The 13,318-nt window shown below is 70.4% G+C and carries 14 protein-coding genes and 1 pseudogene; 5 read left to right on the top strand and 10 right to left on the bottom strand.

Going from position 1 to position 13,318, the window contains the following annotated elements; all coding sequences use genetic code 11:
- The first annotated feature begins 199 nt into the window (after window positions 1-199).
- Window positions 200-1,285 (top strand): redox-regulated ATPase YchF, encoded by a 1,086-nt coding sequence (gene ychF, locus QL983_RS06990; protein WP_290152020.1) that lies wholly within the window; start codon window positions 200-202, stop codon window positions 1,283-1,285.
- A gap of 114 nt (window positions 1,286-1,399) precedes the next feature.
- Here the strand turns inward: ychF and QL983_RS06985 are convergent, their stop codons facing one another.
- Together QL983_RS06985 and QL983_RS06980 are read right to left on the bottom strand one after the other, a co-directional pair.
- Window positions 1,400-2,137 (bottom strand): PucR family transcriptional regulator, encoded by a 738-nt coding sequence (locus QL983_RS06985; protein ID WP_237068972.1) that lies wholly within the window; start codon window positions 2,135-2,137, stop codon window positions 1,400-1,402.
- Between the two features lie 49 nt (window positions 2,138-2,186).
- On the bottom strand, window positions 2,187-2,474 hold the full coding sequence (locus tag QL983_RS06980) for a hypothetical protein (protein WP_237068971.1): 288 nt from the start codon (window positions 2,472-2,474) through the stop codon (window positions 2,187-2,189).
- Window positions 2,475-2,786: 312 nt separating this feature from the next.
- Between QL983_RS06980 and QL983_RS06975 the strand changes: the two genes are divergently transcribed.
- Window positions 2,787-3,344, top strand: a complete 558-nt coding sequence (locus QL983_RS06975) for a hypothetical protein (RefSeq protein WP_237068970.1) — start codon at window positions 2,787-2,789, stop codon at window positions 3,342-3,344.
- Here QL983_RS06975 and QL983_RS06970 read toward each other — a convergent pair.
- Window positions 3,286-4,074: a helix-turn-helix domain-containing protein gene (locus QL983_RS06970; RefSeq protein WP_354436158.1), complete on the bottom strand. Its 789-nt coding sequence runs from the start codon at window positions 4,072-4,074 to the stop codon at window positions 3,286-3,288. The two genes, QL983_RS06975 and QL983_RS06970, sit on opposite strands and share 59 nt — an antisense overlap.
- Here QL983_RS06970 and QL983_RS06965 point away from each other — a divergent pair.
- Window positions 4,075-4,767: pseudogene (locus QL983_RS06965) on the top strand (thioredoxin domain-containing protein); the annotation flags it as partial. It lies immediately after the preceding gene.
- Between the two features lie 147 nt (window positions 4,768-4,914).
- Here QL983_RS06965 and QL983_RS06960 read toward each other — a convergent pair.
- Genes QL983_RS06960 through QL983_RS06930 form a run of 7 tightly spaced genes read right to left on the bottom strand, consistent with a single transcriptional unit; the run spans window position 4,915 to window position 10,624 of the window.
- Window positions 4,915-5,697 (bottom strand): SCO1664 family protein, encoded by a 783-nt coding sequence (locus QL983_RS06960; RefSeq protein WP_290152011.1) that lies wholly within the window; start codon window positions 5,695-5,697, stop codon window positions 4,915-4,917.
- Window positions 5,697-6,239, bottom strand: coding sequence for a DUF3090 domain-containing protein (locus QL983_RS06955; protein ID WP_101967565.1), 543 nt, complete (start codon window positions 6,237-6,239; stop codon window positions 5,697-5,699). Before QL983_RS06955 ends, QL983_RS06960 begins: the two co-directional genes overlap by 1 nt.
- Window positions 6,236-6,961, bottom strand: a complete 726-nt coding sequence (locus QL983_RS06950) for a histidine phosphatase family protein (protein WP_172717667.1) — start codon at window positions 6,959-6,961, stop codon at window positions 6,236-6,238. Before QL983_RS06950 ends, QL983_RS06955 begins: the two co-directional genes overlap by 4 nt.
- A gap of 31 nt (window positions 6,962-6,992) precedes the next feature.
- Window positions 6,993-7,379: a hypothetical protein gene (locus QL983_RS06945; RefSeq protein ID WP_290152008.1), complete on the bottom strand. Its 387-nt coding sequence runs from the start codon at window positions 7,377-7,379 to the stop codon at window positions 6,993-6,995.
- Window positions 7,379-8,785 carry a Dyp-type peroxidase gene (locus QL983_RS06940; protein ID WP_290152006.1) on the bottom strand — a complete coding sequence of 469 codons (1,407 nt, stop codon included), beginning with the start codon at window positions 8,783-8,785 and terminating at the stop codon, window positions 7,379-7,381. Before QL983_RS06940 ends, QL983_RS06945 begins: the two co-directional genes overlap by 1 nt.
- A gap of 1 nt (window position 8,786) precedes the next feature.
- Window positions 8,787-9,482: a hypothetical protein gene (locus QL983_RS06935; protein WP_044659971.1), complete on the bottom strand. Its 696-nt coding sequence runs from the start codon at window positions 9,480-9,482 to the stop codon at window positions 8,787-8,789.
- A gap of 53 nt (window positions 9,483-9,535) precedes the next feature.
- The gene (locus QL983_RS06930; protein WP_172717669.1) at window positions 9,536-10,624 is read right to left on the bottom strand and encodes a catalase family protein; all 1,089 of its coding nucleotides are present in this window, start codon (window positions 10,622-10,624) and stop codon (window positions 9,536-9,538) included.
- Between the two features lie 210 nt (window positions 10,625-10,834).
- Here QL983_RS06930 and QL983_RS06925 point away from each other — a divergent pair, with 210 nt between their 5' ends.
- Together QL983_RS06925 and QL983_RS06920 are read left to right on the top strand one after the other, a co-directional pair.
- Window positions 10,835-12,487, top strand: a complete 1,653-nt coding sequence (locus tag QL983_RS06925) for an ABC-F family ATP-binding cassette domain-containing protein (RefSeq protein WP_290152003.1) — start codon at window positions 10,835-10,837, stop codon at window positions 12,485-12,487.
- A gap of 114 nt (window positions 12,488-12,601) precedes the next feature.
- Entirely contained in the window at window positions 12,602-13,285 is a 684-nt protein-coding gene (locus QL983_RS06920) for a type 1 glutamine amidotransferase domain-containing protein (protein WP_141843606.1), read from the top strand.
- Window positions 13,286-13,318: the final 33 nt, after the last annotated feature.

The raw sequence follows: 13,318 nt of genomic DNA, 5'->3' as shown, positions 1-13,318 counted from the left end.
CACTGGGCCTCTGGGTTCCGTGGGCAGGAGAGTGAAGGTTTCTGCCCCCGGAAGCGAAAACCCTGCCGGTTCTGCCCCCAGAACAGGGGAGAGCGCGCTTTCTGCCCACGGAGCGGGCGGGGCTGCCGGTTCTGCCCACGGAACGGGGCCGGTGCGGGACGCCTCCGCTGCGGTGGGCCCGCCGGTAGACTGCCGGACTGTGGCTTTGACTATCGGATTCGTGGGACTGCCCAACGTAGGCAAGTCGACCCTGTTCAACGCGCTGACGCGCCAGACCGTGCTCGCGGCGAACTACCCGTTCGCGACGATCGAGCCGAACGTGGGCGTGGTGAACCTGCCGGACGAGCGGCTGACTCAGCTGGCCGAGATCTTCGGCTCCGAGCGCATCCTGCCGGCGACGGTGTCCTTCGTGGACATCGCCGGCATCGTGAAGGGCGCCTCCGAGGGGGAGGGCCTGGGCAATCAGTTCCTGGCGAACATCCGTGAGGCCCACGCGATCGCCCAGGTGGTGCGCGCGTTCGACGACGGCGACGTCGTCCACGTGGACGGCAAGGTGGACCCGGCCTCGGACATGGAGACCATCAACACCGAGCTGATCATCGCGGACATGCAGACCGTGGAGAAGGCGATCCCGCGCGTCGAGAAGGAGGTCAAGGGCAAGAAGAAGGAGCCCGCCGACCTCGAGGCGCTCAAGGCCGCGCTCGCGGTGCTGGAGCGGGGCGAGACGATTTTCGCCGCGAAGGACAAGGACAAGCTGGACATGGACCGGCTGCGCGAGCTGAGCCTGCTCACCGCCAAGCCGTTCATCTACGTGTTCAATTCGGATGAGGGTGTGCTGGGGGACAAGGCCAAGCAGCAGGAGCTGCGCGATCTGGTGGCCCCCGCCCAGGCCGTGTTCCTGGACGCCAAGCTCGAGTCCGACCTCGTGGAGCTCTCCGAGGAGGAGGCCGCCGAGATGCTGGAGATGGCCGGGCAGGACGAGTCCGGGCTGGACCAGCTGGCCCGCGTCGGATTCTCCACCCTCGGCCTGCAGACCTACCTGACGGCGGGGCCGAAGGAGACGCGCGCGTGGACCATCCCGGTCGGCGCGACGGCGCCCGAGGCTGCCGGCGTGATCCACACCGACTTCCAACGCGGCTTCATCAAGGCGGAGATCGTGAGTTTCGACGATCTGGTCGCCGCCGGCTCTATGGCCGATGCCAAGGCTGCCGGCAAGGTGCGCATGGAGGGCAAGGACTACGTGATGCGGGACGGGGACGTGGTCGAGTTCCGCTTCAACGTCTAGCAGTGTCAGGCGCCCTCCCGTACCGAAGGAGGGGACACGTCGATCCTCCTATCCGATGTGGTGAACCCCAGCATGCTCCTGCATCGGCGCCGGATGTGACCTACGCCACGCCGTTCAGGGCGCCTGCCATGCATTGCGCACGGACATGGCGGTGAGCAGCACGAGCAGCTCGGCGCGCACCCGCGGGTCCTCCAGGTCGTAGGCCAACCCGTCCTTGATCCGTTTGATCCGATGGCTCACGGTCTGCGGGTGCACGTCCAGCGACGTGGCGATGCCCGGGCGATGGCCCCACTGGAGCAGCCACTCGTGCAGCGTCGAGGCCAGCACGTCGGGGTGGTCCTCCGCCTCGAAATCGAACTCCCCCAAGTGCTTGCGCTGCAGGGCGGTGATCACTGCCGGGTCCGCACTCATCGCCAGCTCGAGGAGGACATCGTCGGCGAAGGTGATCCCCTCGGCCGACGAGTCGAGCAGCTCCGTGCGTGTCGCCAGCGCCAGCGAGCCGGGCAGCTCGTCCAAGGGCACGGCCGGGCCGACCACGCAGGTGTGACCGACGAGCAGCGACTGCAGGGAGCTGGACTGCTTCCCGTCCGCCACGGGATGGATGAGGACCACGTCGCTGGCCCGGTCGTAGTAGGCGACCTTGACGTCGGCACGCCGGCGGATCTGCGGCCCGGAGTCCGCGGAGGTGAGGATGGCGCAGACCTTGGTGCTCGGCTGCCACCCGACCTCGGCGACCAGGTCGCTCGGGTCGCCCCGCCCGTACATCAGCACGCTGGCCAGTCGCCGCAGCGCCTCGTCCTCGTCGCCGTCGTCCAGGTCGGCCAGGTCGTGTCCACGCTGCGACGCAGACACGACGGCCTCCCCGACGGTCATCACCCGGCTCAGCAGCCCGATGACACTCTCACTGTCGTCGTCCTGGCGGTCGGCCCCGAGGATGGGCCCGGTGGACCTGCGCCTGACAGCGGGCGACGGCGATCCGCAGCCCCGAGACCAACAGATCGACGTCGACTCCCCCGCGGGCACATTCTCTCCCGAGCCGCTCGAAGATGCTGCCCCGCGCGGCGACGCGGTCGATGTCGTTGGTGACGACGCAGTCGAGGAACTCCATGAGGACCTCACCGACATCCACCGGCCAGTGCCGCTCGATCGCCACCGGCGGGACCCCGAGCTCGGTGGCGACCTCCGTCACGAGTCGCTGAGTCAGGCGCGTCTTCTCCTCCGCGTACGCCGCCAAGACGTGACGTCCCGGCGCCTTCATCGGCATTCAGACTCCCCATGGTTCTCGCGATCCACCTGGCCTCCACCCCGCCGTGGTGTTCCGCTCGCTGGCATGATCATGAACAGTATTTGTCCAAAGTAGCGAGCCTTGGCATCGAGTGACAATGCGTCACTAGAACTTGTCACATCAGGCCATGACGCGCCCGGGTCTCGCGCGTTTATGATGATTCCCAGCATCCATATGGTGCGGTGCCACCCATCCGATTGCCTGCAGGAGCATCTCATGACCAGTCCCTCTGCCGTCTCCCGCCGAACCGTGACCAAGGGCGTTGCTTGGTCGGCCCCGGCCGTCGCCCTGGCCGTCTCGGCCCCCGCGCTCGCCGCATCCCCCAATCAGGACTGCTACGTCTTCGACATGTGGTCCTCCAACGGCCGCCAGCCGATCAACAACAACCGCGACCAGATCAGTGGGACGGTGCGGTACTCGCCGAACAACCACCAGGACTGCATCGCGGACAAGAACCAGCCCTACCCCTACGACATCAAGATCACGGTCACCCTCAACCCGTCGGTGTACACGGGGGCCTTCACGTACAGAGGCCCGGGCACCGCGACGGGGTCCGGCAACGTGGTCACGATCACCCTCCCTTTCGCGGGGAAGCGACCGGGCTTTAGCCACCAGTGGAACCTCTCTGCGACGACCCTTAGGGGCGTCACCCGTGAGTCTGCGAAGTTCAAGGCTCACATCGAGGCGACCTCCTACCCCGAGGTCACGTGGAAGATCATCGAGCCGCACAACGAGTGGATGAGCAACCGCACCCCGCTCTCCTACGACTACTGACAGGTTCGCACCCCGGACCGGGGAGGTCTCCGCGGTTGTCACTCTCCTGACATGGAGAGCACAGAAGGGATCGCCGATCAGGCGGCCCCTCGGCCGTGAGCAGCACGAGCAGCTCGGCCCTGACGACGGCGTCCTCAAGATCGTCGGCGAGCAGGTCACGTAATTGGTGCAGACGACCGCTCATGGTCTGCGGGTGAACCGTGAGGGCCTGGGCGATCCCCGGCCGGTGGCCCCACTGGAGCAACCACTGGCGGAGCGTCTCGACGAGCACCGCACGCTGGTCCTCGGCAGCCGGTCGAGCTCTCCGAAGTACTTGCGCCGCAGGGCCCGCACGGCGACCGGGTCGGCCACGCAGACGAGCTCGAGCAGGGAGTCGTCGACGAAGGTCGGCCCCGAATGGGCGACGGCCCGAAGGGCGCTGAGCCGCTGCTTCATCGCGAGGGAGTCGGGAAACTCGGTGATCGGCACGGCAGGCCCGACGATGCAGTCGACGTCGGCCATGAGCGGGCGAAGGGTGGTGGCCAGTGCGTCCGCAGCGACCGGCAGCCCGAGGACGGCCTCGGGGTCGAGGTGCTGGGGAGCGAGCAGGACCGCTCGGTGGACCTCCGCCTGTGCCAGGCGCGCAGCCACGCGGATGGAGTCGTAGAGTGCCTCTGCCTCGACCCCACCGCGGGCCGACTCCAGCCCGACCCGCTCGACGATCCCACCGCTCGCCCCCCAGCCGCTCCATGTCATCGGCCTCGCGTTCGGCTCGACGTCCGACCTGGGTCGGCAAGCGACCGTCGGCGTGTTGGTCGCGATGGTGCTCGCCACCGCGCTTGGGTGGCTGATCTTCCGGGTTGCTGCGAAACGCTGGGGAGAGGAGACGGCAGATCTGCCGATGGTGCTCACACCACCCGTCGATCCTGAAGTCGACCACATCCGCGGACCAGAGGACGCCCAGCTCACGCTCGTCGAGTACATCGACTTCGAATGCCCCTATTGCGCGCACGCAACGGGTTCCTGGGAGGACCTTCGCAGCCGGTTCGGGGACGATCTCCGGTATGTCGTTCGCCAGCTGCCACATCACCCTCACGGCCCCATAGCCGCACGAGCGTTGGAGGCGGCATCGAATCAGGGGATGTTCTGGCCGTGGCTGGACTTCGTCTTCACGCGGCAAGACGCGCTCGAGCGCGAAGATCTGATCCGCTACGCCGAAGAGCTGGGCCTGGATGTCGCCCAGTTCACGGCTGACCTCGACAGTGCCGCCGTACGTGCCCGTGTGGAGCGGGATCTCGAAAGCGCCGATGCAAGCGGCGCGCACGCCACCCCGACGTTCTTCGTCGACGGCCGACGGTTGCTGGGCAGCTACGACGCTCGAACGCTCACCTCAGCCCTCGAAGCCAGCCGCCGAGGCACACGAACCCAGGAAGTGCGCTCCTGAGTCGTCAGGCGTCGCGGGGCGCGTCGGTACACCTGCCCGAGCGAACAAGAACACGGGACTGGTGCAGAGACGCGAACCTGGCACCCGGTTGAACCAGATCGCGAAGGACTTCGGCATCAGCGAGTCCTGCCTGACGCCTCAGGCCCGTCAGAAGAGCGGCCAGGGCACGGCCGGCGTCAGCCCGCTCGGGGCCGGGAAGATCCCGCCGTCGAGCAACTGGGCACAGCGTTCGGCAAGGGCGTCGACTTCCTCGGCACCCAGCAGCTCCGCCAGCCCCCACCCCAGCTCACCGTCGAGCCCGTCGAGAACCCGGGCGACGCCGTCGCGCTCCTCCTCGCTCAGCGCCTCGCCCAGCCATCCCCACAGCACGGTGCGCAGCTTGTCCTGCACATGGAACGTCAGCCCGTGGTCCACGCCGTACCGGTGACCGCCGGGCATGGCGAGGATGTGGGCGCCCTTGCGGTCGGCGTTGTTCACGATCACGTCGAACACCGTCATGCGGCGCAGCGCCGCCGTGTCCTCGTGGGCCAGGACCAGCCGATTCCCGTCCTCGTCCTCGCCCTCCAGGATCGTGAGCCACCCCGCGGTCGGCACCTTGTCCGCTGGGAACAGGTCCACGGCGTCCTGCTCAGGGTCCTGCTCCTGCCAGAGCTGCACCATGCCCTCGCCGAAGGGGCCGTCGCGCAGCCAGGTGCGCGGCACGATGTCCCACCCCAGCGTCTCGGACACCAGGTGCGCGGCCACCTCGCGGCGTGCCAGGGTTCCGGCGGGGAAGTCCCAGAGCGGGGCCTCGCCGGCCACCGGCTTGTAGACCACCGGGGTGTCACCGATCGCGCCGAGGAACGTGGCGTTGGACGCCGTCGTGATGCGGCCGGTGAGCGTCAGCTCCCCGGACATCAGCTCGCCGGCGGGCACGTCCGCGGCGCTCATCAGGAGTCGGGGAGAGTGCAGTCGTGGCCGTCGGGGTCGATGGGCTGGCCGCAGTCCGAGCAGATCGGGCGCCCGGCGTCCACGACCTCCCGGGTGCGCCGGGCGAACGCCCGGGCCGCGCCGACGGGCATGCGCACGCGCACGGCCTCGGCGTCCGCCTCGAGCGCCGGGTCGGCGTCGTCGTCGGAGAGGGGGTGCGCGTCGATGAGCACCTGCGCGGTGGTGGGGTCCCAGCCCAGGCCGATGGCCCCCACCCGGAACCACTCCTGCACCGGGTCCAGCGGATCGTTGTCCACGAGTTCCACGGGCGTGCTGGCCGGGACGCTGTGCGGGTTGCCCTCCAGCGCCATGAGATCGTCGAGGATCTCGTCGATCATCTCCGCCATCAGGGCCGACTGCTGCTTCTCCAGCGCCAGGCTCACCAGCCGGGGCCCGGTGCGCACCTGCAGGTAGAACGTGCGGGCGCCGGGACGCCCGAGCGTCCCGATCACGACCCGATCCGGCCAGTCGAACTCATGGGCGGGGGCAGGTGCATCAGTCATGCCACGATCCTAGGCGTCCGCTCGTCCACCGCACCGGTGCCCGTGCCTGCGCCGCCGCCCACCGGGGCGTCGTCGGACGGGCCGAGGGTCGCCAGCCAGGACAGGTCCCCGGCGTCGGTGTTCATCGCCCAGACCCGCGGGCGGGCCGGACCGTAGCTCACGATGGACACGGAGGCGGGCCCCACCTCGATCCGCTGGAACAGATCCAGGTGCGTGCCGAGCGCGTCGGCCAGGATCGACTTGATGACGTCCCCGTGGCTCACCGCCACCCACACCGCCCCGGGCCCGTGCTCGGCCTCGACGGCGGCGTCGTGCCGGCGGATCGCCGCCACCGCGCGGGCCTGCATGCCCGCCATGGACTCCCCGCCGGGGAAGACGACGGCGGACGGCTGGGTCTGCACCGTCGCCCACAGGGGCTCGGTGGCCAGGTCGCTGAGCGCGCGCCCCTGCCACTGGCCGTAGTCGCACTCGGTGAAGTCGTCGTCGACCAGCGAGGGCACCGTCCCCGGCTGGCGATCGAGGAGGGCGCGGGCCGTCTGCGCGCACCGCTCCAGGGGACTGGCCACCACCGCGGCCACGGGCACGGCCGCGATGCGGTCCGCGGTGCGGGCCGCCTGCTCCCGTCCGTGATCATCCAGGCTGACCCCGGGGGTGCGGCCCGCCAACAGTCCGGACGCGTTGGCCGTGGTGCGGCCGTGCCGCACGAGAAGTACCGTCGCCATCACTCCACCCTACCGACGGGGCGCGAGGGCCTCAGCGGGACGGGTCACGGGGCAGGGGAGTCCACCGCAGGGTGAGGCCCCCGACGGCGGCCAGCGCCGCGTGGGCGTCGTCCGCGGCGTCCTCCAGCCCGTCCGCCACGTCTTCACCCGCCGAGGTGAGCAGCAGGACGGCGTGGTCGTCCGCGCCGGGCTGCTCGCCCGGGTCGGCACGCCAGCCGCCCCTGCCCCGCACGCCGTCCTCGCCCCCGGGCAGGGAGCCCAGCCACGCGGCGGCCGCCCGGGCCGCCCCGGGGCCGACGACGTCCAGCCGCAGGGTCGCGGGGGAGCCGTCGTTGCCCGGCGGGGTGCCCCACAGCCAGTCGAGGTCCACCTGCCACGGCAGGGCGCCTGCGGGGCCGCCCGGGGACGGAGGCTGCATCACGCCTCGGCGTCCGACTGCTCGGAGGTCCAGCCACCCTCACCGATCCACCGCAGGGCGCTGAGCGAGGGCATGAAGAGGTACTCGCCCCCGGCCATCCGGTTGAAGGTGGTGATGCCGTCGATGCGCTTGCGGGCCGGCTCGGCGGGGATGGTGAACCGTCCCTGCGTCGGGTCGTCCTCGTGCAGACCGACGATCGGGTCCCGCTCGGAGCCGAGGTCGACGAAGTTGCCTCCGTTGATCCACTCCTGCTGCATGAACTCGATCGTGTCGAAGGCCCGGGCGCTGATGAAGATGAAGTAGATCCCGCGGTCCTCCTTCGCGTCGTCGGCCGAGGTCACCTCCGGCGACCACCCGGGACCGTAGGTCGAGGAGCGCCGGATGATCCGCTTGATGTTCACGTCCGTCATGATCGACAGGTCGCTGTCCCGCGGGTTGAGGCGACGCATGTGGCTGGAGTGCGGGCACATCAGGCCCTTCGGGTCGTCCTCGAAGGTGAAGTCGTTGCGCCGCTGCGGGTCGTTGCCCAGCTCCTCGTCGTCGTGGTCCGGGGAGAGCACCAGCGGGGCGCCGCTGCGCCACCGGCCGAACATCTTCGCGGCGATCCGGTGCTGCTCCTCCGGGTCCGGGCTCTGCGAGGCCAGGTACTCGTTGAAGGCGCCCACCCGACTGGCGAACTTGCGCAGCACCACGTAGGTCCCGTTGCGGCCCAGCACGTCCGGCTGCGGCACGGCCAGCGGGGAGCCGGTCTCGCTGTTCTCGCCCAGGATGAACTCGCCGGCGGAGATGGAGCGCTCCTGGCCCGGCTGGGGCCGCACCCCGCTGCCGGCCACCGTCGGCTGCGAGATGGAGTCCCGGAAGCCGAAGGGGTTCTTGTTCAGCTCGTCGACCCCGAACCGGTGGGTGGCCACCAGGGTCACTCCGGTGGAGTGCTCCAGCACCTCCTCCGCCTGGTCCAGGGCCGCGTCCAGGGCGTCGGCGTCGGCCGCGTAGATCGTCAGCGCGATGTGGCAGGCGTCCTGGGTGAACGCCTCGTCCCAGTGCTCCGGGGCGTTCGGCCCGGTGTCCATGAGCTGCTGAGCGCGGGCGGCCATCCCCTGCTGGTAGGGCAGCGGGAAGCTGGCCAGAGAGTCCTCGGGCAGCCCCAGGGCGCGCAGGCCGGCATAGCTGATCGCCACGCCGGTCCAGGACTGCAGGTCATCGGCCCAGTCCTGCGCGGAGGTCACGTACTCGGTCAGGCGACGGACGAAGTCCCGACCGCCTTCGGCCTCCTCCACGGTCAGCATGGCGTGGGCGCCGACGTAGGGCTCAGGCCGCGACCGCAGCACCAGGCCCTGGATGTCGTCCAGGTCCAGCTCGACCCGCTCCCGATCGAAACGTTCCTTCAGGTCCTTGAGCACGCCCATCTCAGTAATCCACCGCCTCGGGGGTGGAGATCGTGTCGGTGAGCTGCTTCAGGGCGGCCGCGGTGTCCTCGTCCAGGTCGGTGCGCCCGGCCATCTGGTCCAGGAAGGTGTTCACCGCGTCCTCGGTGCGCTGCAGTCGACGCGTGTCCACCACGGTGACCTGCGGGTTCGCCACGAACCACCCGGAGGCGGTGATCTGGTGGTCGGCGATGAAGTCCTTCACGGTCGGGCTGTCGATGCCCGGCCACCCCTCCACGTTCTGGAAGAGGAGGTCCATCAGCTCGGGGATCTTGGTGGCGAAGTCGTTGATGTACGCATCCCAGTCGCCGTCGTAGGCCGTGGCGAAGAGGATCCGGGTGTTGTCGTCGAAGAAGACGAAGCGCATGTCGTGCAACGTGGACACGCGCTGGGCGCCGTCCATGTTGCCGCGGGTCAGGTCGAAGATGCGCTGCAGCCGTTCGGCGCCGCCCGGCTTGAGGCGGGCGATCGCGGTCAGCTCCGAGACCTTGCCCGAGCGCATCCCCACGCGGCCGGCGGAGTCGGCCGTGCCGGACAGGTCCGGGTTGTGCTCGCGGATCATCGCCTCGAGGGCGATCTTGGCCAGCGTGGGGGCGTCCTGGGCGACGTCCTCGACGGCGCGCTTGACGGCGTCGAGACGGCTCTCGTCCTGGAGCCGGGGGTCTGAGCGGTCAGTCATGAGGTCCTCCTTCGAGAATCCTTTGGGGTGAATGGTGAGGGGTGGGGCCGGGATCAGTCCGGGATGTCGTCGAGCGACGACGGCTCGGGGGCCGGGCGGTCGTTGAACTCGTGGCGGAAGCGAGTGGACTGCTCATAGGCGCGCTTGCGGACGCGCATGATGGAGCCCAACGGCTGGTGCTCGACCACGCCGTTCCAGGGGTTGAAGGTGAGGGCGTCGTCGCCGTAGACGCGGCGGGGATGGCTGTAGCTCTCCTGCGCCTCGATGCGCAGGGTGGCGACGGGCTGGTGCGGGGCCTCCTCCTCGTCCCACAGGACGGAGGCGTCCTCCACCGGCATGCGCTCCGGGTCGGTCGCCAGCTGCGCCCGCAGGACGTACTCGGCGCTCTCACGCGAGAAGAAGTCGGCGACGATCTCGCTGATCGAGGAGAAGTCCTCCACCTTCATGTCCTGACCGGTCAGGGCGCGCACGTTCTCGGACGCCGGGGCCAGCGAGATCTTCGCGACGTGGTCCCCGTAGCGCAGGGCGCCCTGGGTGAAGTACGTCTCGCCGAGGACGTGGGCGTTGTCCCGCCCCAGGCCCTCCAGGGTGGCGCTGGGGGTCCCCCCGACGGTCTCCACCGCACCCCGGACCACGCGCGCGGCGCCCGTCGTCAGGCGCTGCAGCAGCTCGGGGGACTGGGAGTTCTTCTCCAGCAGGCTCAGCATCTCCTTGTAGCGGGCCACGGTGCCGAAGGCGAGCGTCGGGAAGTTCACCATGAGGAAGTCCTGATTGTGGCTGTCCAGATCCGGCAGCAGCCGCTTGCCCTCCACCCCCAGCACCTTCAAGGCCCAGCCCCGCGGGGCGGGAGTGCGGTCGGTGTGGATGTCCCCGGGTGCGGAGGAGAGCCGCGCCACCGCCTCGTAGGTGCCCGGACGGGCGAAGATGCCCTGCGCCAGCTCGGGAGCCAGGCCCTCGTGCACCTCCAGCGTGGCCTTGAGGACGGCGTGGCTTTTGGCGTGGGCGTCGCGGTGGGCGTGCTTGTGCTCTCCCGCCGCGCGGCGCTGTGCCGCGCCCATCTGGGCCAGGATCTCGCGGGTCAGGTCCTCCTCGCGGTCGACCGAATGCTCGATGTCGGGCGTGTACTTCACCGGTTCAGTCATCAGTGCTCTGCCTTCCCTCTCTGGAGCGCCGTGTGCGCCGCGCGGAGCCGCGCACCTGACCCTGGCGACGCTATGACTCTCCCCCTGTCAGGGCAAGGAAGGAAGCGCGCCGCAGATCCGGGAGTCGGGGCCCGGGGGCGGTGCCCCGGGGGATCTGTGACAGTGTGGCGGTGACCCGCCCCAGGGAAGCGCACCCGAGCCAGGAGAAGCATGACCGCCACCCTCGTCGCCTCCGGCCTGGCCGGCGGCCACGGCCATCGCACGCTGTTCGACGCGCTCGACCTCACCGTCGCGCCGGGGGACGTCGTCGGCGTCGTGGGGGCCAACGGCGCGGGCAAGTCCACGCTGCTGCGCATCCTCGGTGGGGACCTGGCCCCGCAGGCCGGCACCGTGTCCCTCGCCCCCTCGGACGCCTTCGTCGGCTGGCTCCCGCAGGAGCACGAGCGCGTGTCGGGGGAGACGGTGGCCGGGTACATCGCCCGCCGCACCGGCTGCGCCGAGGCCACCCGCGAGATGGACGCCTCTGCCGAGGCACTGGCCGACCCGGACGTCACCGACGCCGCCGCGGACCGCTACAACACCGCCCTCACCCGCTGGCTGGCCTCCGGCGCCGCGGACCTGGAGGAGCGCATCCCCGCCGTCCTGGCCGACCTCGGCCTGGACCTCTCCGCCTCCCCGGAACAGGTCCTCATGACCTCCCTCTCCGGTGGGCAGGCCGCCCGCGTCGGCCTCGCCGCGCTGCTGCTCTCCCGCTTCGACGTCGTGCTCCTGGACGAGCCCACCAACGACCTGGACCTCGACGGCCTGACCCGCCTGGAGGCCTTCGTGCAGGAGCTGCGCGGCGGCGTCGTGCTGGTGAGCCACGACCGCGAGTTCCTGGCCCGCTGCGTCACCCGCGTCCTGGAGCTCGACCTCGCCCAGCGCACCAACCGCGTCTACGGCGGCGGCTACGAGGCCTACCTCGAGGAGCGGGCCACCCTGCGCCGCCAGGCCCGGGAGAAGTACGAGGAGTTCGCCGAGCAGAAGCAGGACCTCGTCTCCCGCGCCCGCACCCAGCGGGAGTGGTCCAGCCAGGGCGTGCGCAACGCGATGAAGAAGTCCCCGGACAACGACAAGCTGCGCCGCAAGGCCAACAGTGAGTCGAGCGAGAAGCAGGCCCAGAAGGTCCGGCAGATGGAGAGCCGCATCGCGCGCCTGGAGGAGGTGGAGGAGCCGCGCAAGGAGTGGAGGCTGGAGTTCACCATCGGTGCGGCGCCGCGCTCCAGCTCGGTGGTCGCCACCCTCAACGACGCCGTGTTCCGGCAGGGCGGCTTCACGCTCGGCCCGGTGTCCCTCCAGCAGAACGCGGGGGAGCGGATCGGCATCACCGGGCCCAACGGGGCCGGCAAGTCCACCCTGCTGCGCGGGCTGCTGGGCCGCCAGGCCCCGGACGAGGGCATGGCCGCCCTGGGGTCCAGCGTGCAGATCGGGGAGATCGACCAGGCGCGCTCGCTGCTGGTCGGGACCGTCCCGCTCGCCGCGGCCTTCGAGGCGCTCGTGCCCGAGATGGCCTCCGGGGAGGTGCGCACCCTGCTGGCCAAGTTCGGCCTCAGGGCCGACCACGTGAACCGCCCCGTGGACGAGCTCTCGCCCGGCGAGCGCACCCGGGCATCCCTGGCCCTGCTCCAGGCCCGCGGGGTGAACGTCCTCGTGCTCGACGAGCCCACCAACCACCTGGACCTGGAGGCCATCGAGCAGCTCGAACAGGCCCTGGAGACCTATGAGGGCGCCCTGCTGCTCGTCACCCACGACCGCCGCATGCTGGACACCGTCCGCACCGACCGCCGCTGGCAGGTCCAGGACGGGCGGGTGACGGAGCGCTGATGTCTCGGGCGCGGCGGCCGCGGCGTCAGGCCGGTGGGCACCGTCACCCTTGCCCGAGATTCGGTCGTGCACGACCATGAGAGTTCAGTCCCCACCGACGAAAGGGCCCCAGACATGTCCCGCATCCTGATGATCCTCACCTCGCACGACCAGCTGGGCGACACCGGCCGCAAGACCGGGTTCTGGCTCGAGGAGTTCGCCTCGCCCTACTACGTCTTCACGGACGCCGGCCACGAGGTCACCCTCGCCTCGCCCCGCGGTGGCCAGCCGCCCATCGACCCGACGAGCTCGCAGCCGGAGATGCAGACCGAGGCCACCCGCCGGTTCGACCAGGACGAGGAGGCCAAGGCCGCCCTGGCCCACACCACGCCCTTGGCCCAGGTGGACGTGGACGGGTTCGACGCCGTCTTCTACCCGGGCGGTCACGGCCCGCTGTGGGACCTGGTGTCCGACGCCGACTCCACGCGGATCATCCTCGACAGCGACGCGGCCGGGCGCCCGCTCGGCCTCGTCTGCCACGCGCCCGGGATCCTGCACCCGATCACCGCCGCCGACGGCACCCCGTTCGTGCGCGGCCGTCAGGTCACCGGGTTCACCAACGGCGAGGAGGAGGCCGCCCAGCTGACGGACGTCGTCCCGTTCCTCGTCGAGGACTCGCTGATCGCCGCCGGCGCGGACTACCGCAAGGGCCCGGACGGGGAGAGCTTCGTGGTCACGGACGGCACCCTGGTGACCGGCCAGAACCCGGCCTCCTCCGCCGACGCCGCCCGCCGCCTCCTGGACCTGCTCGCGCGCTGACCCTCCACCGAGCCCGCCGCCCCGACCCCGAGG

This window comes from Micrococcus sp. APC 4021, assembly GCF_030407635.1.
Taxonomy (GTDB): Bacteria; Actinomycetota; Actinomycetes; order Actinomycetales; family Micrococcaceae; genus Micrococcus; species Micrococcus luteus.
This window is presented reverse-complemented; position numbering and strand designations above follow the sequence as displayed.